Genomic DNA, 25,076 nt, shown 5'->3' on the forward strand with positions numbered 1-25,076 from the left:
GCAAGGCCCGCCTGATCACACAGGCGGGCCAGGTCGGACAGGCGGGCCGGGCCACACGGGCCGGTCAGGCCACACGGGTGGGCGGGCCACACAGGCGGGCCGGGCCACGGGCGGCGCGGGCCGCGTACGTCCCCGCGTGTCTCCGCGTACGGCTCAGCCCAGCGTCTGGGCGGCCGTCTCGGAGGAGTCCTTCAGGAACTGCGAGCAGCGCGCGTACTCCTCCTGCTCGCCGATCGCCTGGGCGGCGCGGGCGAGGGCGTGCAGGGCGCGCAGGAAGCCGCGGTTGGGCTCGTGCTCCCAGGGGATCGGGCCGTGGCCCTTCCACCCGTTGCGCCGCAGGGCGTCCAGACCGCGGTGGTAGCCGGTACGGGCGTACGCGTACGACTCCACCGCCGCGCCCCGCTCGAACGCGTCGTCGGCCAGCTGCGCCCAGGCCAGCGAGGACGCCGGGTACCGCGCGGCGACGTCGGCGGGCGAGGTGCCCTGCGCGAGGAGCTCGCGGGGCTCCGGGTCGTCGGGCAGGTGGGTGGGAGGCGGGCCGCCGAGGAGGTTCTCGTGAATACTCATGGGTTCAGTCTGCTGCATCCCTCCCGGCGGAGTGCGCCCACCCGGCAGCGCCTCGGCTCAGGCCCGCTGGTCCGGTTCCAGCGGCGGGGTCGTCACGAGACCGTGGGTGCGGCACTCGGGATGGCGGCACTCGGGGCCGGGGCGGCGCACGGTCGCGAAGGCGATGATCGACCCGGCCACCAGCACCGCCGCGATGATCGGCATGGCCCGCCGGAACGCGGCGTCGAAGGCGTCCGCCGAGCGGTACGCCTCCGGGCCCATCCCGGCCAGCAGCGGCAGCGCGGCCACCGCGATCAGCCCGGCCGCGCGGGCCGCCGCGTTGTTGATGCCGCTGGCCAGGCCCGCCCGGGAGGTGTCGACCGAGGCGAGGACGGTGGCGGTCAGCGGGGCCACCAGGATGACCATGCCGGCGCCCATGACCAGCAGGGCCGGCAGGACGTCGGTGACGTAGTCCGCGTCCTTGCCGACACGCAGCATCAGCAGCATCGCGACCGCGCACAGCAGCGGGCCGACGGTGAGCGGGATGCGTGGGCCGATCCGGTCGGCGAGGGCCCCCGAGCGGGCCGAGAACAGCAGCATGAGGAGGGTCGTGGGCAGCAGGGCGGTGCCCGCCCGCAGCGGTGAGTAGCCGGCCACGACCTGGAGCTGGAGCGTGGTGAGGAAGAAGAAGCCGCCGAAGGCCGCGTAGACGCACAGGGTGACCAGGTTGACCGCGGTGAACTGGCGGGAGGCGAAGATGCCGAGCGGCATCATCGGGTCCGGTACCCGCTTCTCGACGTAGACGAAGGCGACGGCGGCGGCCACTCCGGCGGTCGCGGTCAGGGCGACGGCGAGGGAGCCGCTGCGGGCCTCGATCAGGGCGTACGTCACCAGAGCGAGGGAGACGGCGCCGAGGGCGGCGCCCAGTACGTCGAAGCGGCGGTGAGCGCGGACCTTCCCGGCCGTTCCGCCGGCTCCGCCGGGCTCGGCCAGGGGGACGCCACCGGTCGACTCGGGGACGTGCCGCAGGGCGACGGGGACACAGACCAGGGCGAGCGGGACGTTGAGCAGGAAGACCCAGCGCCAGCCGGGGCCGTTCACCAGCCAGCCGCCGAGGAAGGGGCCGACCGCCGCGCCGATGCCGCCGAACCCGGACCACAGGCCCACGGCCCGGCCCCGGTCGTCGGGGTGGAAGGACGCCTGGATCAGGGCGAGGGAGCCGGGCGTGAGCAGGGCGCCGCCGATGCCCTGGAGGGCGCGGGCGGCGACGAGGACGGTGGAGCCGGGGGCGAGGCCGCACAGCAGGGACGCGGTGGCGAACCAGATCACGCCGATCACGAAGATCCTGCGGCGGCCGTACAGGTCGCCGAGGGAGCCGCCGAGGAGGATCAGGCCCGCCAGGGTGACCATGTACGCGTTGACCGTCCACTGGAGGGTGGCGAGGTCCGCGTTCAGATCGTGGCCGATGCGGGGCAGGGCGACGTTGACGACGGTCGAGTCCAGCATCGCCATGCTGGAGCCGAGCACGGTGGTCAACAGGATCCACTTGCCCTGTGCGGACGACAGCCGGATGTCGGGCATGGGTGGATCATCCCGCGTCCGGCGCCGGCGGGCCAGACGAGCGACGGACCCGGTGCTCGGCGCACCGGGTCCGTCACGGTCAGGCGAAGACGGCTGAGGACAGCCGGAGACAGCTGAAGACAGCCGGAGACAGGCGGTTACTTGATCTTCGTGCCCGTCGAGCGCAGGTTGCCGCAGGCCTCGACGACGCGGGCCGCCATGGACGCCTCGGCCAGCTTGCCCCAGGTGCGCGGGTCGTAGGTCTTCTTGGAGCCGACCTCGCCGTCGACCTTCAGGACGCCGTCGTAGTTCTTGAACATGTGGTCGGCCACCGGACGCGTGAAGGCGTACTGGGTGTCGGTGTCGATGTTCATCTTCACCACGCCGTTCTCCAGCGCGGTGCGGATCTCCTCCTCCGTGGAGCCGGAGCCGCCGTGGAAGACGAAGTCGAACGGCTTGCTGTCGGTCGGGCGGCCGAACTTCGCCGCGACACCCTCGTTGAGCTCCTTCAGCAGGTCGGGGCGGAGCACGACGTTGCCCGGCTTGTACACGCCGTGGACGTTGCCGAAGGACGCGGCCAGCAGGTAGCGGCCCTTGTCGCCCAGGCCCAGGGCCTCGGCGGTGCGGATGGCGTCGTCGACCGTGGTGTACAGCTTGTCGTTGATCTCGTGGGTGACGCCGTCCTCCTCGCCACCGGTCGGGGTGATCTCGACCTCAAGGATGATCTTGGCGGCGGCGGTGCGGACCAGCAGCTCCTGCGCGATGGCGAGGTTGTCGGCGAGGGTCTCCGCCGAGCCGTCCCACATGTGGGACTGGAACAGCGGGTTGCGGCCGGCCTTCACGCGCTCCTCGGAGACCGCGAGCAGCGGACGTACGTACCCGTCGAGCTTGTCCTTCGGGCAGTGGTCCGTGTGCAGCGCGATGTTGACCGGGTACTTCTCGGCGAGCACGTGCGCGTACTCGGCCAGGGCCACGGCACCCGTGACCATGTCCTTGCTGTACTGGCCGCCGAGGAACTCGGCACCACCGGTGGAGATCTGGACGATGCCGTCGCTCTCCGCCTCCGCGAACCCGCGCAGCGCCGCGTTCAGGGTCTGGGAGGACGTCACGTTGATGGCCGGGTAGGCGAACTTGCCTGCCTTCGCCCGGTCGAGCATCTCGTTGTAGACCTCGGGGGTTGCGATGGGCATCTGTCCGCTCCTTGTATGTGCGGGGTGCGTTCTGCGTGTTTACGGCCCTGACCTAGGGAGTGACGTCATCGTCGGCCCCATCTTCGCAGACGATGCCGGATGCTTCGGACACCCTGTCCAGCCTGTGGATGACGGGTCGGGCGGCCCGGACCACCCCGCTCCGGACCGCGCCGCCGTCCCTGCCTCAGTCCAGGCCCAGGTCGTCCTTCGAGTACGCGAACACGTACGGCACGCCCGCCTTCTCGGCGACCGTCTCGGCGGCACCCGTCGCCCGGTCCACGATCGTGGCGACCCCGACGACCTCGGCGCCGGCCTCCCGCAGCGCCTCGACGGCGGTGAGCACCGAACCGCCGGTCGTGGAGGTGTCCTCGACGGCGAGGACCCGGCGCCCCGCGACCTCGGCGCCCTCGATACGACGCTGCAGCCCGTGCGCCTTGCCCGCCTTGCGCACGACGAACGCGTCCAGCGTCCTGCCGCGCGCGGCGGAGGCGTGCAGCATCGCGGTGGCCACCGGGTCGGCGCCCAGGGTGAGGCCGCCGACCGCCTCGTAGTCCAGGTCGGCGGTCAGGTCGAGCATGACCTGACCGACCAGCGGGGCGGCCACGCCGTCGAGGGTGATGCGGCGCAGGTCGACGTAGTAGTCGGCTTCCTTGCCCGACGACAGCGTCACCTTGCCGTGCACCACGGCCTTGTCCTTGATCTGCTGCAGCAGCTCGCCGCGAACGTCACTCATGGCAGCCAGCTTAAGCGCGGCGCCAGCTCCAGGTCGTCGTCGCCTCCAGCGGTTCCAGGGGCGTGACCAGGTGCGGGTGGGTGTTCAGGCCGTCGGGCGGGCCGGTCTGCGGTTCCACGCACACGGCGGCCTCCTGCTCGTCGTAGACGACGACCCACTTCTCGGGGCTGGTCACCCTCAGCTCCAGCTGCCCGGGCCAGGTGAGCGTGACGTCGACGCCGTCGGGCATGCCGAAGCAGTCGTCCCAGGGGCCGGGCTTGGGGTCGACGCGGTGACCGGTGGGCAGGTGGTCGTCGCCTCGTTCCTCCTGCCAGGCCGGGGTGAAGTCCAGCCGCACGTCCTGGGCGCCGGGGCCGCCGAGGTTGCGGTGGAACCACGGATGCCAGCCGATCTGCGCCGGGAAGGAGGACTCGTACGTCTCGACGGACATCGTCAGGGTCAGGGAGTCCTCGGTGAGCGCGACCACCTGGGTCACCCGGCCGCGATAGGGCCAGGGGTCGACCAGGTCGTACGTGATCACCGCCTCGTCCGCCGAGACGCGGGCCGTGTGCCAGGCGCCGTCGCGGGCGGTGCCGTGGATGGCGTGCGGCGGGGAGTTGAGCGGCATCTGGTGGACGGTGGCGCCGTCCCGGAACCGGCCCTCGCGGATCCGGCCGCACCAGGGGACCATCGGGAAGCAGCCGAACCTCTCGCCCTTGCGCAGCAGTTCGAGCCCGCCCACGCGGAGCCCTCCGATGCGGCCGCCGTTGCCCGGCTGCACGGTCGCTTCCGCGTCGCCCGCGGTCAGCGTGATGTCTTCGTTACTCACGGAACGAGGCTACTGGCACGATCAACAGGGCGTTCCGCGCGCCGTCTGCGCACGCCGTGGCGCGTGCCGCTTCGTCACCGGCGGCGTCTGAGAGCCCGGCCCACGACGATCGCCGAGGCCACGACCAGCGCGGCGGCGGGGGCCGCCCAGCGGAGGGTGGGCGTGGCGGAGACGGTGAGCGGGGCGGGGACGGGTGCGTAGCGGCCGCGCGGCGGGGCGTGGTCCACCTCCTCCGCGCTGCGTCCGATCATCGTCCGCCGTGCGTGCGCCGCCTCGGCGGGCGGCTCGGAGGCGTCGTCGAAGCCCTCGGCGAGGGACATGTCCTCGTCCAGGGACATGTCCTCGTCGTCGCGGTCCGGTTGGTCCTCCCCGCCGTCCTCTTCGTCGGCTTCACCTGCTTCGGCCGCGTCGGCCTCGTATCCGTCGTCCTCGGCGAGGGGATCGAGGGAGGACGGCGGGACCTCGGTGTCGAAGACGGAGACGTGCTCGGCGGAGCCCGGTTCGGAGAGGCGGGGTTCGGGGGCCTCCTCCGGGGGCGGTACGGGCGCGTCGTCCGCGTCCGGTGTCGCCTCGAAGTCGCCCGTCGCCAGCGGGGCGAAGTCCTCCGTCGCCAGGGCCTCGGCGGACTCGGCGGGCTCGAGGGGTTCGGCGGACTCGGCGGACTCGGCGGGCACGGTGGGCTCCGTCGGCTCCGCGGGCACCGCAGGTTCCACCGGTTCCGCCGCCAGGTTCTCCGCGAAACGGTTCAGCAGCCGGATCACGGCGGCCCGTACGGCGTCCGGGGCGAGCTCGGTGAGCCGGCCGGCGGCCGAGGCGGTGCCGTCGAAGGCGAGGGCCGAGCCGTCGTCGGTGTCGCGCAGCCGGATGGTGAGCGCGATGTCCACCGAGCCCGTGCCGCGGGACTCCGTGGCGACGCCCTCGACGCCGTACGTCCCGTCGTCGCGGGCGGAGACGCGCAGGGTGCCGCGGTAGGTGACGGAGTGGCTCCCGACGCGTACCTTGAGCCGGCCGGCGACGGGCTCGGCGCCGGAGTCCTGCTGGAGTCCGGGCACCGCCCGGGCGACCCGCGCGGGGTCGGCGAGCGCCGCCCGCAGCCGCCGGGCCGGAACCGGAACGAACACCTCGTGCTCCATGTCAGCCGAGCGTACCCAGTGCGGGCCCGGAATACCCTCTCCTCGCCCGCAACGCCCCCACACCCTGCTCCCCCGTGCCACCATGCCCTGCGGCCCACGCCTCACCTGCACGCACCGCGGGCCGGCGTCGGTCAGGACTCGCCGCCGGGACGTACCAGACCCGACTCGTAGGCCACTACCACCGCCTGGGCCCGGCTGGCCAGGCTGAGTTTTGCCATGGCGCGGTTGAGGTGCGTCTTCACCGTGGCCTCGCTGATGAAGAGACGGTCGGCCGTCTCGGCGTTGGTCAGGCCCCGGGCGACCAGTCGGAGCACCTCCAGCTCGCGGTTCGTCAGCGCGCGCAGGCCGGCCGGCGCCTTCGCGGGCGGCATCGGGGTGTCCGCCCGTTGTGTGAACGCCTCCACCAGCCGCCGGGTGACCACCGGGGCGAACAGGGAGTCCCCGCCGTGCACGGCGGTCACCGCGGCCAGCAGCCGCTCCGGGCCCGCGTCCTTGAGAAGGAAACCGGCCGCGCCGGCCCGCAGGGCGCCGTACACGTACTCGTCGAGGTCGAAGGTGGTGAGGATCAGGACGCGCGGCGCGGGGTCCGCCGCCTCGGCGAGGATCCGGCGGGTCGCCTCGATCCCCGTCATCCCGGGCATGCGGATGTCCATGAGGATCACGTCCGGCCGGGTCTTCGCGGCCAGGGTCACCGACTCCGCCCCGTCGGCGGCCTCCCCGACGACCTCCATGCCGGGGGCGGCGCGCAGCAGCGCGACCAGCCCGCTGCGCACGAGGAACTGGTCGTCGACCACCAGCACTCTGATCATCCCGTGACGGTGTCTCCCCGGCGTGCGGCCTGCTCCGACGTCGGCAGGGTCAGATGCACGCCGAATCCACCCTCGCGCCGCGGGCCGACGACGATCGTCCCTCCGTAGAGCTTGGCGCGCTCGCGCATGCCGATCAACCCGTGGCCGCCAGGTGCGGGCATTCTGTCCGGATCCACCCCCCTTCCCCGTTCCTCGGTGTGCCCGTCGTCGGTGATCGACACCGCCACCTCGCCCGCGCGGTAGGCGAGTTCGACGGCGGCAGCGGCTCCCGGGGCGTGCTTGAGCACGTTCGTCAGAGCCTCCTGGACCACCCGGTAGACGCACAGTTGCACTCCGGGCGGCAGCGGTCTGGGCTCGCCGTGGACCCTGAGATCGACCGGGACGCCGCCCGCGCGGACCCGCTCCACCATCTCCTCCAGCCGGTCGAGGCCGGGCGTCGGCTCGGTGGCGGCGCCGTGTTCTCCCGCGCCGTCCGTGCCGTCCAGGTCGTCCGCACGCAGCAGGCCCAGCATGCGTCTGAGCTCGGCCAGCGCCTCGCCGCCGGCGTCGCCGATGGTGGTGAGCGCCTCGCGCGCGGTGCGGGCGTCGGAGTCGAAGACGAACCGGGCGAGGCCCGCCTGGACGTTGATGACCGCCATGTGGTGGGCGACCACGTCGTGCAGTTCGCGCGCGATCCGCACGCGTTCCTCCGCGACCTCGCGCCGGGCCCGCTCCGCCTGTTCGGCGCGGAGGCGTACGGTCAGCTCGGCGGTCCTGCGGGCGGCGTACCCGAACCGCCACAGCACGAGCGGGTATCCGATCGCCTGGCCCACGACGGACGCCATCGCGTCCGAGTCGCTGATCACTCCCGCGTAGATCCACACACCGCCCATCAGGGCGGCGCACACCGCGGTGACCCGGTTGGACCGGGTGGCGGCCACCGTGTACAGGGCGACCATCGCGGCGGGCGAGTTCACCACCGGCCAGTACCCGAGGGTGACGTAGACGGTCCAGGACAGGTGGACGACGACGAAGACGGTGAGCGGGGCCAGGCCGCGCAGCGCGAGCGGCAGGTTGGTCAGGGCGACCAGCGTCCAGGCGAACGCGTCCAGCGGCGGCCATCCCTGTGTGGCGGCCTCGGCGCCGAGCAGGCACGCGACGGTCGTGGGCGCCAGGGCCGTCAGACCGTCGACCGTGAGGGGGCGGATCCGCATCGCCGCAGGGTAAACCCGTGCGTGGGCGGCGACGTCAGCTTTCCGCGGTACCGCGAAAGTTGCAGGAACCGCGCGGCTACCGCGCAGGGTGGGCAGGAGATCCACCCGGTGACGGATTCCGCCGCCTCGGGGCCGCCCGTACGTTCGTGGGGCGACGGTGGCACGGGGGCCGCCGAGTCGGGGGAAGCACGGGGGACCCACGGGGGGACGCTTGGGGGGAAGGCGGCCCGTTTCCACTCCGGGAGCAGGGGGAACGGGCCGCCCGGGCGACCCCGACACCTGCCCCGGCACCTGCCCCCGGCGCCTGCCCCCGGCACTGCCACCACGAGCCGGCCCCCAGCCCCCTACAGGAACGTTGCCTCAGTCGGCGTAGCGCGGGGCGATGAGGGTCGAGGGCGGGAGTCCGGGCACGCGGGTGGCGGCGGCGGCACGGACGGCTGCGGCGAGGGCGGCCGGGGTGAGCGTGCGCGGGTGCGGGGCGCGGGGATCCAGGGCCAGGACCGGCGGGGTGCGGGAGGCCAGGACGAAACCCCAGTCGCGGGGCGCCCGGGTGGCGCCGGTCGTCCGGTCGGGTCCGGCGGCGAAGGCGGAGTCGCCGCCGCGCACTCGGTAGGCGACCGTCCGCAGGCCGGCCGCCCGGACCGTCGCCTCCACCGTCCAGAACGCGCGCGGGCGCGAGGCCACCGGCCCCGCGTGCACCACGAGCCGCCCGCCGGGCGCCAGGGCGCGCCGGGCCAGGCCGTAGAACTCCTGCGCGTACAGCTTCGTGCTTGCCGTGATGCCCGGGTCCGGCAGGTCCTCGATCACCACGTCGTACGCCCCCGCGGACGCCCCGCGCAGCCAGCCGAAGGCGTCGGCCACGGTCACATGGAGGCGGCGGTCGCCGTACACGTGCCCGTTCAGCCGGGCGAGCCCCGGGTCGGTGCGCGCCAGGCGGACGACGGCCGGGTCGAGTTCGACGATGTCCACCCGGCGCACACCGGGGTGGCGCAGCACCTCTCGGGCGGCGAGGCCGTCACCACCGCCGAGGATCAGCACGCGCGCGTGCGGGCCGGTCATCGCGGGGTGGACGAGCGCCTCGTGGTAGCGGCGCTCGTCCTGGCCGCCGACCCGCAGCCGTCCGTCGAGAAACAGGTCCAGCGGCCGGCCGCGGGTGCCGCCGGTGAGGACGAGCTCCTGGACGCCGGTCTGCTCGGCCACGCGGACGTCGCCGCCGTACACCGCCTGCCGCGCCGCGCGTTCGAAGTCGCCGACCAGGGCGGCGGCCGAGGCGAGCAGGCCGAGCACGGCGAGGTTGGCCACCAGCAGCAGCCAGCGTCCGCGCCGGGTCAGGTCCCGCCGGAACAGGCCGAGCACCAGCGTCCCGCCGGCCACCACGTTGATGGCGCCGGTGAGCAGCGCCCCGGTCAACTGGCCCAGCAGCGGCAGCAGAAGGAACGGGAAGGCGAGACCGCCGACGAGCGCGCCGACGTAGTCGGCGGCGAACAGGTCGGCGACCGCGCCGCCCGCGTCCTGCCGGCGGATGCGCTGGATCAGCTCCATCAGCAACGGGACCTCGGCGCCGATCAGCAGGCCGATGGCGAGCGAGAAGGCGACCAGGAGGCAGCGCGGGCCGTTCGCCCACAGGCCGCCCCAGTCGCCGGTCCAGGCGAAGACGGCGTACAGCGCCATGGCGCTGCATCCGCCGACGAGTGCGAGCGTGGCCTCGATCGCGCCGAAGGCGACGGCGGCGCGCCGGCGCAGCCGCTTCGCTGCGAGCGAGCCGATGCCCATCGCGAACACCATGACGGACAGCACGACGGACGCCTGGGTGACCGAGTCGCCGATCAGGTACGAGGCGAGCGCGACCAGTTCGAGTTCGTACACGAGTCCGCAGGCCGCACAGACGAAGACGCCCGCGAGGACGAGGAACCGGCCGGTTCCCGGCCGGACGGGCAGCCTCGCGGGGCCGCGCCAGGATGACGCCGGGCAGGTCGGGGCCGTGCCGGGCGGGGCCGGGGCGTGCGGTTCGATCACGACTGCGACGTTACGTCACGGGTGTGGGACGCTTCGTCACCCACACGTGTGGAAATTGGGGCTTCTGAGGCATTCCTGGTTTGGGGACACGGAGTTGGCGGGCAACCGCGCGGGGACGCCGGTTGACGAGGGCCCGCGCAGGGGACGCCAGTTCGACGATGACGACTCGTGCGAGGGAGGCCGGTTGACGGACAACCGTGCGGGGGACGTTCGTTGACGAAGGTCCTTTCGTGATCGGTCAGTTGACGGGGACGCGGGTACGTCGGCGCGCGCCCACCCGTGTGCGGGTCGCCACCAACTGGCCGTCCTGCGGGTAGGCGTGCCAGGTCCGCCAGTGCACCTGCCCCTCCTTCTGCTGCGCGAGCAGCGCGGTGAAGGCGTGCGGACTGCCCGGGAACACTCCGGCGAGGCCGTGCGGATGATCGGAGACGAGGGCCAGCAGCTCCTGGGCACGGCCGGCGAACGATCCCGGCGACAGTTCCTCGACGCGCGCCGCGAACTCGTACTCCCAGTCGCCGACGCGTTTGGCGACGCCGAGCGGCAGGGGCGTACTGGAGCCCGCGATGCACGCCACCGTCTCCGAGCAGATGCCCCGCTCTTCCTCGAGGAGCACCTGGTGGGACGCGCCGAGCAGTCTCAACTGCAGTTTCTTCCCCGACAGTTCGAGATCGAGGGTGGCCAGCGCGGGCAGCGGCTCGCGTCCCAGGGCCCAGGCGAGGTCGGCCGCACGCGTGTCGGTGTAGGAGGTGTTGAGGGTCGTGAGCATGGATCGGCTCCGCTAGCACGCAAAGAACGAAGAAAAGGGAGGCTTGGGCCGGCGCACCCCGGTCCACAGGGAGAGAACGGCCCGGTCAGCCCGGTTCAGAAGAGGTGTGAGCAGGACGTCCTGGGGGCTGCGTCGGCGTGGGAGAAGGGAATCATGAACGGCGGCACCGCCACAGCGTTTTTACCCAAGTTCGTAGGCTTTCCATCCCTCAGAGGGCCTACCTGCTCAACTGTTCAACCACGGCGTGCGCCGGGGCGCGCGCGACGGCGCACCACGCGCCCGGCGAGCCCACGCGAGGGCCTCTGCCGGGCCCGCGCCAGGGCCCGGCAGCCCGAGACCCGGCCGCCCGAAGCCCGGCCGCCCGGATCAGCTGCCTCCGCCGCAGCCGCCCCCGCCGCCGCACGACGAACCCCCGCCGCAGGAGGAGGACCCGCCGCACGAGGAGGACCCGCCGCAAGAAGAGTGCCCCCCGCAGGAGTGGTGCCCGCCCGAGTGATGCCCACCCGAGTGGTGGCCGCCGGACGACGAACCGCCGCCGTCCCCCGCCGCCCACCAGCCGCCGCCCCCGCCGCTCGCACTCCCGCCGTACGCCCGTACGCGCCGGCCGCTCTTGGACAGCCGCACGTTCCGCCCGCCACCGGACCTGCCGCGCGCCGCAGAGGCCATCGAGACCACGAACAGCACCGCGATCACCGCCAGAACGATGCCGAAAACCATGGCGTCACGCTCCTTCCGCTCCCCCCGGGAACCACCCCCGGAACGCCCCCCGTGGGCGCCTGAAATCGGTGCGTGATGCGGGGATGCCCGGCCACCGCGCCGGCCAAAGCACACTTGAGGAAGTTCAGAGGGTTCTCTCGGGGAAAGGGCCCCTGACCTGCGCAGAAGGCAGCCTCGGCCGAACACGTCGTGGCTGGGGCGGTCGCCTGTCACGTAGCGTCGAACCAGGGCTTGTTGGCAGCCCAGTGCTCAACCCACCCGGCGAATCCGGGCTCGGCCGTGGTGAACCCGAACTCGGCTCCGAACGGAGTGGCGCCTTCCCCGGTGATCAACCAGACATGTCCACGATGCGGGCCAGTGACGACGAGGTGCCAGTACATGCCGCATCCGTCCGTCCCGAGCACGATTGACCCGTGATCGAAGACCCGGTCCATGAGCAGGTCGGTTTCCTCGGACGGCTCTGAGTCGTCCTCTTCCCACAGCCACTGCGAGGTGAGGGGGAAGGGCTGCCTCAGGTCACGTTCCGGCCGGTCATCCCCCCAGTCGTCGGGCAGCTCCGCCAGGCCCACCAACCCGTAGTCCGGCGGCCCGGAGTACGAGCCATCGGTGATCTCCGCAACGAAGGTCCGATACGGCTCCGGCAGAACTATGCCGTGCTCCGCTTCGAAGGCGCGGACCCCTTCCCAGCCCAGCGCGGACTGACCGCCATCGTCAACAGCGAAGGCCGCACGAAGCACCGCGAGGTCCTCAGGATCTGCCTGCTCAAGATTCATGCGGCCATGGATACCAGTCAGCGGTGACAGCGCTTGGGCCCACCGACGTAGCCGGCAGACGCAATCACTTCGGAGCCGTGCTGGCGGCCCTGGGACACGCGTGGCGGCCTGAGCTTGTCGTATTGGGGGTCGAAGCAGACCAGTCCCATGGACTGCTCCAGGGACGCTGCGAAGGCGGGGGCTTCCTCGGCCATGCACCCGCTCGCCGCCCAGGCTCCGGGCCGTTCTGGGCCGTACGAGGGTGCTCGCCAACGACAGATGACGACAGTCGGCGGCGGCTCCTGCCCTGCTCAGAGACGGTGCTTCGGGTACCTGCGCAGGCGCCTGTCAGTGAAGTAGTGTTGAGGAAGTCCGGAGCTTCGGCGCAGGATGGCCGGCATGACCTCCAGCGCACGCCCCTTCCTCAATCGCCGGCTCGCCGAGTTCGGGACGACGATCTTCGCCGAGATGTCCGCCCTGGCCACGCGGACCGGGTCGATCAACCTGGGGCAGGGCTTCCCCGACACCGACGGGCCCGAGGAGATTCGGGAGGCGGCGGTGCGGGCGCTGCGTGAGGGCCGCGGCAATCAGTACCCGCCGGGTCCGGGCGTCCCCGAGCTGCGCACCGCCGTCGCGGCGCACCAGCTGCGGCGGTACGGGCTGTCGTACGACCCGGACACCGAGGTGCTGGTCACCGCGGGCGCCACCGAGGCCATCGCGGCCTCGCTGCTGGCGCTGCTGGAGCCGGGGGACGAGGTGGTCGCCCTGGAGCCGTACTACGACTCCTACGCGGCCTGCATCGCGATGGCGGGCGGGCGGCGGGTACCGGTGACACTGCGCCCGCACCACGGCGAGGGCGGCCCGTCGTTCCGGCTGGACCTGGACGAGCTGCGCGCCGCGGTGACCGGCCGGACCCGGCTGCTGCTGATCAACACCCCGCACAACCCGACGGGCACGGTGCTCACCCGCGAGGAGCTGACCGCGATCGCCGAGCTGGCCGTGGAACGGGATCTGCTGGTGGTCACGGACGAGGTGTACGAGCACCTGGTCTTCGACGACGCCGAGCACGTCCCGCTCGCCACCCTGCCCGGGATGCGCGAGCGGACGGTGACGATCGGCTCGGCGGGCAAGACGTTCTCGTTCACCGGCTGGAAGGTCGGCTGGGTCACGGCGCCGTCCGCCCTGGTGACGGCGGTGCGATCGGCCAAGCAGTTCCTGACGTATGTGGCCTCGGGGCCGTTCCAGTACGCGGTCGCCGAGGCGCTGGCGTCACCCGAGTCGTACTTCACGGCCTTCCGCGAGGACATGCGGGCCAAGCGGGAGGTGCTGGCGGCGGGGCTCGCCGAGGCGGGCTTCACGGTGTTCCGGCCCGCGGGCACCTACTTCGTCACCACCGACATCCGCCCGCTGGGCGAGACGGACGGCTTCGCCTTCTGCCGGTCGCTGCCCGAGCGGGCCGGTGTGGTCGCCATCCCGAACGCGGTCTTCTACGACCACCGCGAGGAGGGCGCGCCGTTCGTCCGGTTCGCCTTCTGCAAGCAGATCCCGGTGCTGGAGGAGGCGGCCCGGCGGCTGAAGGCCCTGGCGGGCTGACCGGCGGAACCGGCAGGGCACGGGTCACGAAATCAACCTTTATGCCCGATTTATCGCGCAAGATTCCGCTGTGAACAACATCAGCAAGTCCGTGCCCTCCCCCGCGTCCCCTGTGCTTTCCCCTCCCGCACCCTCCCGCTCTCTGCCAGAGCCGGACTCCTCCGGAGCAGTCCGGCTCTGGCACCGACTCCCGGACCCGGCCACCGCGGTCGGTCTGTTCCTGGCGGCCCGGCTCATCGGGGTCGCCGCGGTCACGGTGGCCGCCGTCGCCGCGCACAAGCGGCCGCTCGGCCTGCTCAGCCGCTCCTGGGACTCGGTGTGGTACCTGGGGCTCGCCCACCACGGCTACGGCCACACCTACTACCGGTTCGGCCACGTCCTCAGCGACCTGGCATTCTTCCCGCTCTATCCGGGTCTGATCCGCGCCACCACCGCCGTGTCACCGCTGGAGCCCGGGAAGGCGGCACTCCTGCTCTCGTGGACCGCGGCCGCCGTGGCCGCCTGGGGGATCTACGCGATCGGTGCCCGGCTGCACGGGCGGGCCGTCGCCATCGCCCTGGTCCTGCTGTGGGGGCTGCTGCCGCACTCGGTGGTGCTGTCGATGGCGTACACCGAGCCCGTGTTCACGGCCTTCGCCGCGTGGTCGCTGTACGCGGTGCTGACCCGGCGCTGGCTGTGGGCGGGCTCGCTGGCCCTGCTCGCCGGACTCTCCCGGCCCAGCGGATTCGCGGTGGCGGCGGCAGTCCTCGCAGCCGCGGCGGTGGAGGTCTGGCGGGCCCGCGGCAGGGTTTCCCCCAGGCTGTGGGCCGGTGCCGCGCTCGCACCGCTGGGCTGGACGGCCTACGTGCTGTGGGTGGGGCAGCGCACGGGTGATCTGCTCGGCGGGTACTTCGCGGTGCAGCGAGGGTGGGGGTCCCGCCTGGGCCTCGGCGCGCTGCGCTTCTCCAAGCACCTGCTGCTCCAGCCCGACCAGTTCGTGTTCACCATGTCGCTGGTCCTCACGGGGGCGGGCCTGCTGCTGTACGTGCTCCTGCTCGTCGACCGCGCACCCCTTCCGCTGGTCGCCTTCACGAGCGTCCTGGTTCTCGTGGCCGTCGGCAACTCCGCGTACTTCGAGTGCAAGCCCCGCTTTCTGCTGCCCGCGTTCCCCCTGTTGCTGCCGCTCGCGCAGGCCTTGGTGCGCACGGCGAGAGCCCGGCCCATGCACGCGGCCGTGGTGGCCTGCGCCCTGGCCGGGCTCTCGGTGGTCTACGGGGCGTACCTGGTCGTACTCGCCCGCCTTCCCGTTTAGGGCTCGCGACGGCGGATCACTCCTCGCCGTCCTCGGGTCCGTCGGTCTCGTTGATCTCCTGCTCCAGGCCGAGCTGCTCGACGAGCCACCGGTCGAACTCCAGCGCGGCCCGCACCCAGCTGACCGTCGAGGAGACGAAGTGCTCGAGGCTCACGCCCATGCCGATCAGCATCTGCGCCTCGCCGATGAGGCGGACGGTGCCGTCGTCGTGGGTGTGGGTGTAGACCTTGGGCCACAGGGTGCGCCGGTTCCAGTCGTCGATGGACTCCAGCAGCTGCGGCTTCTCGTCGATCTTGTGCGGCCGGTCGTAGAACGTCCGTACCGAGAAGACCTGCTGGTCGGCCTCGCCTCGGAACATGAAGTACGTGCGGAACTGCTCCCACGGCGCGACGAGGTCACCCTCCTCGTCGACGAGGTGCTTGAGCTCCATCTGGTCCAGGAGCTGCTTCACAAGATCCTGATCCGGGACGACGGGGCCCGCCGGTCCTTGGGGCTGCGGCTCGGGCTGGCCCCCGAAGTTCGGAATCGAGGACGGGTCGATGCTCACCGTGTTTTTCCCTTCGTACGGATCCCGCCATCCTCCCCCATGCGGGGAGGGGCGTGGCAAGCCCGCCGGGCGCTTGTCAGCCCTGGGCTGACATGATCCGGCCGACGGGTGGACGTCGGGCGGGTGGAGGTGGGGGCCATGGCCCGGACACGGACCGGAAGGGCGGAACAGCCCGGCGCCGGCGGAGTGCCGCGGGGCCGGACCAGGTGGTGGCTGGTCGCGGCGGTCGCGGTGCTGCCGGCCATGGCCCTGCTCCCCTTCGTCGTCGCCTTCGTGGGCATGGCCTTCTCCGACTCCGAGTACCCACTCGGCGGAGGGCCCAAGGCGGTCTCCTGCACGCAGGCGCTGGCCTTCGGCGGGGCGGCCCTTCCGGACGGTGCCACTCCGGTCGGGGGGTGCGTGGAGCAGGGCTGGCAGGACGTCTCCTACAGCGCGGACTTCCGGATGCCGCGGGCCGGTGTCCGCGACTGGCTGCACCGCACCTACCCGGACGCCCCAGCGCCGGAGACGGAGTCCTGTCTCACCGACGACGCGGATCTGTGTCTGGAACTGAGCCACATGCAGGGCCTGCCCGAGGGGGTGGGCGCCGACGTCGTACAGGTGAGCGTGACGTACGAGGACTCCGGCACCGCCCTGGTCGGGTTCGCGGCGTTCACGATATGAGCGCGGCGGCCCGCCACCCGACCGGCGGGTGACGGGCCGCGTGGGCGCGGGAGCCCGTGGGCGCTACAGCGTCTTGCCCGTGGCCGGGCCCACCAGGAGGCCCTCGCCGAAGCGGTCGACGCGGACCGTGTCGCCGTCCTTGATCTCGCCGGACAGGATCTCCTTGGCGAGGCGGTCGCCGATGGCGGTCTGCACCAGGCGGCGCAGCGGGCGGGCGCCGTAGGCCGGGTCCATGCCCTCGTCGGCCAGCCACGCCAGGGCCTCCGGTGTGACCTCCAGGGTCAGACGGCGCTCGGTGAGGCGGCGGGCCAGGCGGTCGATCGCCAGCCGGGCGATCCGGCTCAGCTCGTCCTTGGTCAGGGCCGAGAAGACCACCAGGTCGTCCAGGCGGTTGAGGAACTCGGGCTTGAAGGAGGCCCGGACCACCTCCAGGACCTGCTCCTTCTTCTCCTCCTCGCTCGAGATCGGGTCGATCAGGAACTGGCTGCCCAGGTTGGAGGTGAGGATCAGGATCGTGTTGCGGAAGTCGACCGTGCGGCCCTGGCCGTCGGTCAGGCGGCCGTCGTCGAGCACCTGGAGCAGGATGTCGAAGACCTCGGGGTGTGCCTTCTCCACCTCGTCCAGCAGGACCACGCTGTACGGGCGGCGGCGCACCGCCTCCGTGAGCTGGCCGCCCTCCTCGTAGCCGACGTAGCCGGGCGGGGCGCCGACCAGCCGGGCGACGCTGTGCTTCTCGCTGTACTCCGACATGTCGATGCGGACCATCGCCCGCTCGTCGTCGAAGAGGAAGTCCGCGAGCGCCTTGGCCAGCTCGGTCTTGCCGACGCCGGTCGGGCCGAGGAAGAGGAAGGAGCCCGTGGGCCGGTCGGGGTCGGAGATGCCCGCGCGGCTGCGGCGCACGGCGTCGGAGACGGCGCGCACGGCCTCGCCCTGCCCGATCAGCCGCTTGCCGATCTCGTCCTCCATGCGCAGCAGCTTCTGCGTCTCGCCCTCCAGCAGGCGGCCCGCCGGGATGCCGGTCCAGGAGGCGACCACGTCGGCGATGTCGTCCGGGCCGACCTCCTCCTTGACCATCGTGTCCTTGGCGGCCTCCTCCTCGGCCTGCGAGGCGGCCTCCAGCTCCTTCTCCAGGCCCGGGATCTCCCCGTACAGCAGCTTGGAGGCGGTGTCGAAGTCGCCGTCGCGCTGGGCGCGCTCGGCCTGCCCGCGCAGGTCGTCCAGCCGCTCCTTGAGCTCACCGACGCGGTTGAGGGACTGCTTCTCCTTCTCCCAGCGGGCGGTCAGCCCCCGCAGCTCCTCCTCCTTGTCGGCGAGGTCGCGGCGCAGCTTCTCCAGCCGCTCGCGCGAGGCGGCGTCGGTCTCCTTGTCGAGCGCCAGCTCCTCCATGCGCAGCCGGTCGACCACGCGCTGGAGCTCGTCGATCTCCACGGGCGAGGAGTCGATCTCCATGCGCAGCCGAGAGGCGGCCTCGTCGACCAGGTCGATCGCCTTGTCGGGCAGGAAGCGGGAGGTGATGTAGCGGTCGGACAGGGTCGCGGCGGCCACCAGGGCGGAGTCGTTGATCTGCACCTTGTGGTGGGCCTCGTAGCGGCCCTTGAGCCCGCGCAGGATCGCGATGGAGTCCTCCACGCTGGGCTCGGCGACCAGCACCTGCTGGAAGCGCCGCTCCAGCGCCGGGTCCTTCTCGATCCGCTCCCGGTACTCGTCGAGCGTGGTCGCGCCGACCATGCGCAGCTCGCCGCGGGCCAGCATCGGCTTGAGCATGTTGCCGGCGTCCATGGCGGAGTCGCCGCCGGCACCCGTGCCGACGACGGTGTGGAGCTCGTCGATGAAGGTGATGATCTGGCCGTCGGACTCCTTGATCTCGGCCAGGACCGTCTTCAGCCGCTCCTCGAACTCGCCGCGGTACTTCGCGCCCGCGACCATCGCGCCGAGGTCGAGGGCCACCAGCCGCTTGTCCTTCAGCGACTCGGGCACGTCGCCCTTGACGATCCGCTGGGCGAGCCCCTCGACGACGGCGGTCTTGCCGACGCCGGGCTCACCGATGAGGACCGGGTTGTTCTTGGTGCGGCGCGAGAGCACCTGCACGACGCGGCGGATCTCCTGGTCCCGCCCGATGACGGGATCGAGCTTTCCTTCCCGCGCCGCCGCGGTGAAGTCGGTGCCGAACTTCTCCAGGGCCTTGTACTGGCCCTCGGGGTCGGGTGTGGTCACCCGGCGCCCTCCCCTCGCGTTCCGGAACGCCTCTTGCAGTTTCTTCGCACCGGCGCCCTGCCGGGTGAGCACCTCGCCGGCCGCGCCGCCCTTGGCGGCGATGCCGATGAGCAGGTGCTCGGTGGACAGGTACTCGTCGCCCAGTTCCTTCGCCCGGCTCTGCGCGTCCGCGATCACGGCCAGCAGCTCGCGGTTGGGCTGCGGCGGGGCGACGGTCGAGCCGGTCACACTGGGCAGCGACGCGAGCACGCGCTCGGCGCCGGAGCGGACGGACGCCTGGTCGGCGTCGACGGCCGACAGCAGGTCGATGATGTTCTCGTTGTCCTGCCCCTCGAGCAGGGCGAGGAGCAGGTGAGCAGGGGTCAGGTCGGGGTGTCCCCCGGTCACGGCCCGGTTTCCGGCCGCGTTGATCGCGTCCCGGCTCCTGTTGGTCAGCTCGGCGTCCACGGTCGCTTCTCTCCTCCTCGGCGTCAGCGGTCTGCCACGTCTCCCAGTGCTGACTCAATCAACGTGCACAAAGTTGAGTCTATTCCACTCAAGGCAGCACTCAAGAGGGAGGGCGGCACTCAAGGGGCCAGTCGGAGGGGCGGCCCCGTGATTCCCGTTCCCGCTCGGGCGCGGGTTAGGTTCCATGTCCATGGCCACCACCACGTACAGCCTCGACCCGGGCGCTCCCGACCCCGCCTATCTCGGCTTCTGGCAGGAGCGGCACCTGTGCACCCTGACGACACTCCGTCCCGACGGCACCCCGCACGTGGTGCCGGTGGGGGTGACGTACGACCCGGAGGCCCGGCTGGCCCGGGTGATCACCAACAAGGGGAGCGCGAAGGTGGGCCACGTCCTCACGGCCGGGGAGCAGGGGGCACCGGTCGCGGTGTGCCAGGTGGACGGCCGGCGCTGGGCCACGCTGGAGGGGCGCGCCTTCGTCCGCACGGAACCGGAGCGCGTCGCGGAGGCGGTACGGCGCTACGCCGAACGCTACGGCCGCACCCCGGGTCCCAACCCGTCCCGCGTGGTGATCGAGATCGAACTGAGCCGGGCGCTGGGGCGCGGCTGAGGAGGACGGGCCCGGCGCCGGGACGGCGAAAGCCTTGCGACGAGCCCGGCGACCGGCGTTTTCCGGCCACTAGCCGGATCCACCCGTTCCCGGAGATTCCGGGGAAAACTGCAGCGGCGTCACCGTGTTCAGGTCACGGTGACGCCGCTGCGGGGGGAAGCACCTGAGCGATCTGTTGCGACGGGGGAATCGCGTCAGGCACTGCGGGGGGTGGCTGAGGTGGTTCGTAGAGTGGCGGGCTCCGGCGCCACCTGCCGGTGGTCCCGCTGGTCCAGGTTCACAAAGATCATTCCGTAGCGGACGGCACACCGTACGGGCTGTGGCGCCCCGCGGGGCCGCCGCAGGCACCGGAAGGCCCGTACGTCTCCGTCCTCGTCCCGCGTGACGACGACCGGCTCACCGAAGACGGTCACCATCAACGAGTCACCACTGTGGGGGAGGGCGGTGACCAGGTCGATGAAGTGCCAGCCCGAGCGGTAGGCCGTGGCCATTTCTCGGCGGAACGAGCGGTCGTCGGGAGGAGTCGTCACGTCATCCCCTCACGTCGCCATCCGCGGGAGCGATCGGCCAACTCGTGTCACTTGCGGTCGACGCGGCTACTGCCGGCCAGCTGGTGTCCGCCCGAACGTCGCCCTTCTCGCCTGAGAAGCCGGCCCACAGTCCCATGGCCGCAGCGGCGGAGAAGGCGGCAACAAGTACCGAGCGAAGCATTCTCTTGCCCATAGTCGGCTTCGTCCTCACTTGAAGGTCCCCTCTTCCCCCGTCGAGTACGACGATGGCTCATTCGGGCACGTCATGGCCACATAATCGATGCATCATGTTCCTGCATGTTCAGGACCCTGGGGGGTGGAGATTTGGCGACGAATCAGACTAAAAACATACATCCCCATGCGGCCACCGAGATGTGTGAGGAAGGTGCTCGCCTCTACGCGAACGCTCTACGAGCAGGACGCATCGCGCGCACGGAGGCTGAACCCGCCCCCTGCCTCATGGAGTTCGCGCTGCTCCACCCGGACCCGGACGATCCGGACTGGCTGCGCCCGGTTCCGGCGTCCGTGGCGCTGGCCCAGCGACTGACCCCGCTGGAGCGCGAGATCGCCGAACGCAGGCGTCTGTCAATCCAACTGGCCGACGCCTTCGAGCCGTTCATGACGCTCAGCGCCCATATGACGGCGGGCACCGACTCCCTCACGGTGCTGGAGGGCGGCGACCGCATCAACGCCGCCCTGAACCTGGCCACCTCCCAGTGCCAGGCCGAGGTGCTCACGATCCAGCCGAGCGACCGCTACACCGAGCGCAGCCTCCTCAGAGGACTGGAGCGCGACCGGCCCCTGATCGAGCGGGGCGTACGGATCCGCACCCTGTACCAGCACACGGCGAGGTACAACCCGGAGAAGCTGGCGTACGTGGCACAGCTCGCCGACGGCAAGGTGGAGTACCGCACCATCGACGAGCTCGTGGAACGCCTCATCATCTGCGACGAGACGGTGGCCTTCATCCCCACCCGGGACGACCAGCAGGTCGCCCTGGAGCTGCGCCACCCCGGCCTCGTGCGCTATCTGATCAAGGTGTTCGAGTTCATGTGGGACCGTGCCGTGCCCCTGACCGCCGGCGCCCCCTACGAGACGGCCGCCGACGGCATCACCAGCATCCAGCACTCCATCGCCAAACTGCTCGTCGAGGGCCACGTCGACGAGGCCATCGCCCGTCGTCTGGGCATGAACGTACGCACCTGCCGGGCCCACATAGCCAAGCTCGCGGGCGCCCTGGGCAGCGGCAGCCGCGCCCAGCTCGGCTATCTCATCGCCCAGTCCGGGATCCTGAAGCAGGAGGAGCACTGAACGGCGGGGAGGCGGAGGCGACGGACGGGGCGGACGCGGCGGACGCCGCCCGCACAGACGCGGGAAGCCACCATGAGCACCCCCCGGACCTCCTGTGCGCGGCGGGCTCGGCGCTGTACGAACGCGCCCTGCGCGAGGGACGGGTGCCGGCCGAGGACGCGGGCCGTGCGCCGTGCCTGATCGACTTCGGCCTGCTGCACCCCGCCGTCGACGACCTGGGCCGCCTGGAACCGGTCGCCCCCGCCACCGCCCTGCACCGTCTGCTGCGCACCGCCGAGGAGCGCGTCGCCGCCGAGCGGCGGCGGCAGGAGCGGCTGGCCAGGACGTTCGAACCGCTCCTGCGGATCGGGGACCCGCGCGACGGGACGGCCGGCACGCCCGGGCTGAGGATCCTCAGCGGTACCGCGCGGATCAACCTGGCCATCACCGAGACCATGGCCGAGGCGACCCGGGAGATGCTGTGCATCCAGCCCAGCGCCCACTACGGCAGCGGGCGCGGTGAGGCCGCGCAGGCCGTCGCCATGGACCGCGACCAGGCCCTGCTCGACCGCGGCGCCCGCATCCGCACCCTCTACCAGCACACCCAGCGCCACGCGCCGCTCGTCCGCGCCCGCTACGAGCGGCTGCGCGGCGACGCGGAAGCCCGCACCCTGGACGAGCTCACCGACCGCCTCCTCGTCATCGACCGCACGGTCGCCTTCATCCCCGCCAACGAGGACGGCACACTCGCCCTCGAAGTGCGCCACCCCGCGCTGATCTCCTACTTCGTCACCACCTTCGACCGACTGTGGCGGCTGGCCACCCCCATGTACCCGCAGAGCGTCCAGCGGCCGCCGGCCGGCGGCGTCACCCCCCGCCAGCGCGCCATCGCGGGCCTGCTCGTGGAGGGTCACACCGACGCCGTCATCGCCGAGCGGCTGGGCATGAACGTACGCACCGCGCGGGAGCACATCGCCAAGCTCGCCGCCTGGCTGGGCAGCACGAGCAGGGCCCAGCTCGGCTATCTCATCGCGCGATCCGGGATTCTTGATCAGGAACACTGAGCGGGACGGGACCGGAGATGCCCGGCGGGCCGTCCAGGCCGGCCTGGGCGATCCGTACGCCCAGCTGCGTACGGCTGGCCGCGCCCAGCGTCTCCGACAGACGGGCGATGTGCGCACGGCAGGTGCGCACGCTGATGCCCAGCCGCTCGGCGATCACCGCGTCCTGGTGACCCTCCGCCAGCAGCGCGGCGATGGACCGCTCGCGGTGGGAGATGCCCTCGATGCCGGTGTCGGGCAGCGGCGCGGTCAGCGGGATCGCCAGCCGCCACAGCCGTTCGAAGACCGTCACCAGGTACTCCACCAGCGCCGGGTGGCGCAGCTCCAGCGCCATCGTGCGGTCGGCGTTGGCGGGCACGAAGGCGACCGTGCGGTCGAAGAGGATCAGCCGGTCGATCACCTCGTCCAGCGTGCGCGCCTCGACCGCGTCGCCCATCAGCTCCAGGTAGTTCAGCAGCCCTTGGCCGTGCCGGGCCACATGCGTGTACAGGTCGCGCATGCGCACGCCCCGGCCGCGCAGCGCCAGCGCCCGGTGCAGGCCCTCCGACAGCTCGTGCTCGCGGCGGATGCCGCCGGGCTGGACGGTCAGCACCTCCGTCCGGCACGCCTCCGTCGCCTCGTCCATGGCCGCCTGGATGCGGGACAGACCGTCCAGGACGCGGATCGCCGTGCCCTCGGCCGCGGCCTGGGGCTGCTGGACCCGGCTGCCCAGGCCCGCGTACCGCTCGAAGGCCGCCACCGCCGAGCCCACCCGCCGGTGGCTCTCGCTGACCTCCTCGTACATCCCGCGCAGCAGGCGGGTCATGACCTCCTGCGGCGCGGTCGGCACCAGGTAGTCCATGTCGTCGGGGTCCGGGTGCAGCAGGGCCAGTTCGAGCAGACAGGGCACCGGGTCGGCGTCCCGGCGCGGCACCCGTCCGCGCCGTACGGCCCGGGAATACACGCGATCCCCGGCCTCACACAGTCGGTCGGCACCGTGTGGATGCTCCTGAGTCCCGCGCCCGGCCATGCCTCATCACACCCCCGGATTCCGCGTCTTCGCAGCGCAACTATGCGCGGCCCGGACCGGCTGTGCAACACGGCTCCCCGCACCCCGCACACCGGAAACGACCGGTATCACCCGGTGTGTACGGCCCCTGGAAGGGCGTGCCGCGGACAGCCGGTCAAAGGTGCGGCCGGCGCGGACGGTGCCCTACTTCAGATCGGCGGCCGCGCAGGCGGACTTGTACGGAGCGGTGCAGATGTCGGACACCTTGTAGATGCCGTCGGCCAGGACCGTGTCCTTGATGTTGCCCTTGGTCAGGGCGACGACGGGCACCAGCTGCGCGGGAATGCCCTTCCGGGTGGCGTTGTCGACCTTGTCCCGGGTCAGGGCGTCGAACTGGATGTCCTTGCCCTGGACCTTGGCGATGGCCATCTCGGCGGCGTTCTCGGCCTCGGTCGGGAGGGACTTGTAGACGGTCATGTACTGCTCGCCGGTCAGGATCCGCTGCACCGCGTCCAGGTCGGCGTCCTGGCCGGTGATCGGGGGCATCTTGGTGACGCCGGCAGCCTTGAGGGCCTTGATGATGCCACCCGCCATACCGTCGTTGGCGGAGTAGACGCCGGCGATGTTCGCCCTGCCGATCTCGGTGATCGCCTGGGCCATGTTGGCCTCGGCCTTCTTCGGCTTCCAGTCTGCGGTGTCGTACGACTTGGCGATCGTCACCTTGCCGTTCAGCTGGTTGAGGGCGCCCTCCTTGAACTGCTTGGCGTTCGGGTCGGTCGGCGAGCCGTTCATCATGACGATCTTGTCGGAGGTGTCCGCTCCCGAGCCCAGCGCCTCCAGCAGCGAGCGGCCCTGCACCTCGCCGACCAACTCGTTGTCGAAGGAGATGTACGCGTCGATCGGGCCCTCGGCGAGCCGGTCGTAGGCGATGACCGGGATGCCCGCGTCCTTGGCCTTCTTCACCTGGGCGGCGATGGCGTGCGAGTCGACGGCGTCGAGCAGGATGACGTCGACCTTCTCGTCGATCATCCGCTGCATCTGGTCGGCCTGCTTGGAGGCGCTCGCCCCGGCGTTGGCGTAGTCCACCACGCCCTGCTTCTTGGTCAGCTCGGCGACCTTGCTCCTGATCATGGGGGCGTCGAACTTGTCGTAGCGCGCGATATCCGTGTCCGGCAGCAGCAGACCCACCTTCACGGCGTCGCCCTTGGTCGGGCTCGCGTCGGCGCTGCTCCCTGAACCACCGAGCGCCCCGCAGGCGGCCAGCGAGAAGGTCAGCGTGGGCGCGGCCACGGCTATGGCGATACGACGCATCGAGGTGCTCACTTCTGGTGCCTTCCGGACGAGGGCGCAGCATTGCGACCCAGGTGACTGAAAAGCCAACGCGGAGGCGCCCACCGCCGTCAAGCGGAACCACTTAACGAGATGACAACACCACGCTCCGCTTCGTGCGTGAAGAGCTTGCGAACCCTCACCGAACCCTCTCCAAACGCCCTTTACGGACCCTCCATCCAACGAACGTTCATCGACCGGCAAAGATCCGTACAACCGGCCGGGCGTGCGAGCGGACGCACAACCGACCGAACGAACTCGGTCAGGCACCGGCCCCGCACCGGCCCTGT

At 71.7% G+C, this 25,076-nt stretch carries 22 protein-coding genes; 6 read left to right on the plus strand and 16 right to left on the minus strand.

The window, feature by feature from the left end; genetic code table 11:
* Positions 1–153: 153 nt before the first annotated feature.
* The 11 genes from IE318_RS08780 to IE318_RS08830 all read right to left on the minus strand — a co-directional run bounded on the left by IE318_RS08780 (position 154) and on the right by IE318_RS08830 (position 12,244).
* On the minus strand, positions 154–567 hold the full coding sequence (locus tag IE318_RS08780) for a DUF3151 domain-containing protein (RefSeq protein ID WP_030182530.1): 414 nt from the start codon (positions 565–567) through the stop codon (positions 154–156).
* A gap of 57 nt (positions 568–624) precedes the next feature.
* The gene (locus IE318_RS08785) at positions 625–2,127 is read right to left on the minus strand and encodes an MFS transporter (RefSeq protein WP_189898311.1); all 1,503 of its coding nucleotides are present in this window, start codon (positions 2,125–2,127) and stop codon (positions 625–627) included.
* Between the two features lie 137 nt (positions 2,128–2,264).
* The gene (gene fbaA / locus IE318_RS08790) at positions 2,265–3,296 is read right to left on the minus strand and encodes a class II fructose-bisphosphate aldolase (protein ID WP_189898313.1); all 1,032 of its coding nucleotides are present in this window, start codon (positions 3,294–3,296) and stop codon (positions 2,265–2,267) included.
* A gap of 184 nt (positions 3,297–3,480) precedes the next feature.
* A complete protein-coding gene (pyrE, locus tag IE318_RS08795) occupies positions 3,481–4,029 on the minus strand; it encodes an orotate phosphoribosyltransferase (protein ID WP_189898315.1) in 549 nt (182 codons plus the stop codon).
* A gap of 10 nt (positions 4,030–4,039) precedes the next feature.
* The gene (locus tag IE318_RS08800) at positions 4,040–4,837 is read right to left on the minus strand and encodes an aldose epimerase family protein (protein ID WP_189898318.1); all 798 of its coding nucleotides are present in this window, start codon (positions 4,835–4,837) and stop codon (positions 4,040–4,042) included.
* Between the two features lie 74 nt (positions 4,838–4,911).
* Positions 4,912–5,970 (minus strand): SRPBCC domain-containing protein, encoded by a 1,059-nt coding sequence (locus IE318_RS08805; protein ID WP_189898320.1) that lies wholly within the window; start codon positions 5,968–5,970, stop codon positions 4,912–4,914.
* Between the two features lie 131 nt (positions 5,971–6,101).
* Positions 6,102–6,779: a response regulator gene (locus IE318_RS08810; protein ID WP_189898322.1), complete on the minus strand. Its 678-nt coding sequence runs from the start codon at positions 6,777–6,779 to the stop codon at positions 6,102–6,104.
* On the minus strand, positions 6,776–7,972 hold the full coding sequence (locus IE318_RS08815; protein ID WP_189898325.1) for a sensor histidine kinase: 1,197 nt from the start codon (positions 7,970–7,972) through the stop codon (positions 6,776–6,778). The genes IE318_RS08810 and IE318_RS08815 overlap by 4 nt, the downstream gene beginning before the upstream one ends.
* A 360-nt stretch (positions 7,973–8,332) precedes the next feature.
* Positions 8,333–9,988 (minus strand): polyamine aminopropyltransferase, encoded by a 1,656-nt coding sequence (locus tag IE318_RS08820; protein ID WP_189898327.1) that lies wholly within the window; start codon positions 9,986–9,988, stop codon positions 8,333–8,335.
* Between the two features lie 238 nt (positions 9,989–10,226).
* A complete protein-coding gene (locus tag IE318_RS08825) occupies positions 10,227–10,754 on the minus strand; it encodes a DUF2617 family protein (protein ID WP_030182518.1) in 528 nt (175 codons plus the stop codon).
* 926 nt (positions 10,755–11,680) lie between these two features.
* A complete protein-coding gene (locus tag IE318_RS08830; protein WP_189898330.1) occupies positions 11,681–12,244 on the minus strand; it encodes an SMI1/KNR4 family protein in 564 nt (187 codons plus the stop codon).
* A gap of 369 nt (positions 12,245–12,613) precedes the next feature.
* On the opposite strand from IE318_RS08830, the gene IE318_RS08835 reads away from it, so the two are divergent.
* Both IE318_RS08835 and IE318_RS08840 read left to right on the plus strand, forming a co-directional pair.
* The gene (locus IE318_RS08835; RefSeq protein WP_189898332.1) at positions 12,614–13,816 is read left to right on the plus strand and encodes a pyridoxal phosphate-dependent aminotransferase; all 1,203 of its coding nucleotides are present in this window, start codon (positions 12,614–12,616) and stop codon (positions 13,814–13,816) included.
* A 70-nt stretch (positions 13,817–13,886) separates the two neighbouring features.
* Positions 13,887–15,107, plus strand: coding sequence for a putative hexosyltransferase (locus IE318_RS08840; RefSeq protein WP_373311108.1), 1,221 nt, complete (start codon positions 13,887–13,889; stop codon positions 15,105–15,107).
* Positions 15,108–15,123: 16 nt separating this feature from the next.
* On the opposite strand, the gene IE318_RS08845 is transcribed toward IE318_RS08840, so the two are convergent.
* Positions 15,124–15,654: a YbjN domain-containing protein gene (locus IE318_RS08845; protein WP_030173905.1), complete on the minus strand. Its 531-nt coding sequence runs from the start codon at positions 15,652–15,654 to the stop codon at positions 15,124–15,126.
* 138 nt (positions 15,655–15,792) lie between these two features.
* Here IE318_RS08845 and IE318_RS08850 point away from each other — a divergent pair, with 138 nt between their 5' ends.
* Positions 15,793–16,317 (plus strand): hypothetical protein, encoded by a 525-nt coding sequence (locus IE318_RS08850; RefSeq protein WP_189898334.1) that lies wholly within the window; start codon positions 15,793–15,795, stop codon positions 16,315–16,317.
* A gap of 63 nt (positions 16,318–16,380) precedes the next feature.
* On the opposite strand, the gene clpB is transcribed toward IE318_RS08850, so the two are convergent.
* Positions 16,381–18,978, minus strand: coding sequence for an ATP-dependent chaperone ClpB (clpB, locus tag IE318_RS08855; RefSeq protein WP_189898336.1), 2,598 nt, complete (start codon positions 18,976–18,978; stop codon positions 16,381–16,383).
* A gap of 190 nt (positions 18,979–19,168) precedes the next feature.
* On the opposite strand from clpB, the gene IE318_RS08860 reads away from it, so the two are divergent.
* Positions 19,169–19,588, plus strand: a complete 420-nt coding sequence (locus IE318_RS08860; protein ID WP_189898339.1) for a pyridoxamine 5'-phosphate oxidase family protein — start codon at positions 19,169–19,171, stop codon at positions 19,586–19,588.
* A 194-nt stretch (positions 19,589–19,782) separates the two neighbouring features.
* On the opposite strand, the gene IE318_RS08865 is transcribed toward IE318_RS08860, so the two are convergent.
* Positions 19,783–20,118 carry a Rieske (2Fe-2S) protein gene (locus tag IE318_RS08865; RefSeq protein ID WP_030173891.1) on the minus strand — a complete coding sequence of 112 codons (336 nt, stop codon included), beginning with the start codon at positions 20,116–20,118 and terminating at the stop codon, positions 19,783–19,785.
* Positions 20,119–20,415: 297 nt separating this feature from the next.
* On the opposite strand from IE318_RS08865, the gene IE318_RS08870 reads away from it, so the two are divergent.
* Complete coding sequence (locus IE318_RS08870) at positions 20,416–21,429, plus strand: helix-turn-helix domain-containing protein (protein WP_078917172.1); 1,014 nt, start codon at positions 20,416–20,418, stop codon at positions 21,427–21,429.
* A 92-nt stretch (positions 21,430–21,521) separates the two neighbouring features.
* The gene (locus tag IE318_RS08875; RefSeq protein WP_189898645.1) at positions 21,522–22,472 is read left to right on the plus strand and encodes a helix-turn-helix transcriptional regulator; all 951 of its coding nucleotides are present in this window, start codon (positions 21,522–21,524) and stop codon (positions 22,470–22,472) included.
* Here the strand turns inward: IE318_RS08875 and IE318_RS08880 are convergent.
* Positions 22,435–23,478: a helix-turn-helix transcriptional regulator gene (locus IE318_RS08880; protein ID WP_189898341.1), complete on the minus strand. Its 1,044-nt coding sequence runs from the start codon at positions 23,476–23,478 to the stop codon at positions 22,435–22,437. The two genes, IE318_RS08875 and IE318_RS08880, sit on opposite strands and share 38 nt — an antisense overlap.
* Before the next feature lie 183 nt (positions 23,479–23,661).
* Complete coding sequence (locus tag IE318_RS08885) at positions 23,662–24,768, minus strand: sugar ABC transporter substrate-binding protein (protein ID WP_189898648.1); 1,107 nt, start codon at positions 24,766–24,768, stop codon at positions 23,662–23,664.
* Positions 24,769–25,076: the final 308 nt, after the last annotated feature.

It is taken from the genome of Streptomyces spiralis (assembly GCF_014654675.1).
Lineage (GTDB): Bacteria > Actinomycetota > Actinomycetes > Streptomycetales > Streptomycetaceae > Streptomyces > Streptomyces spiralis.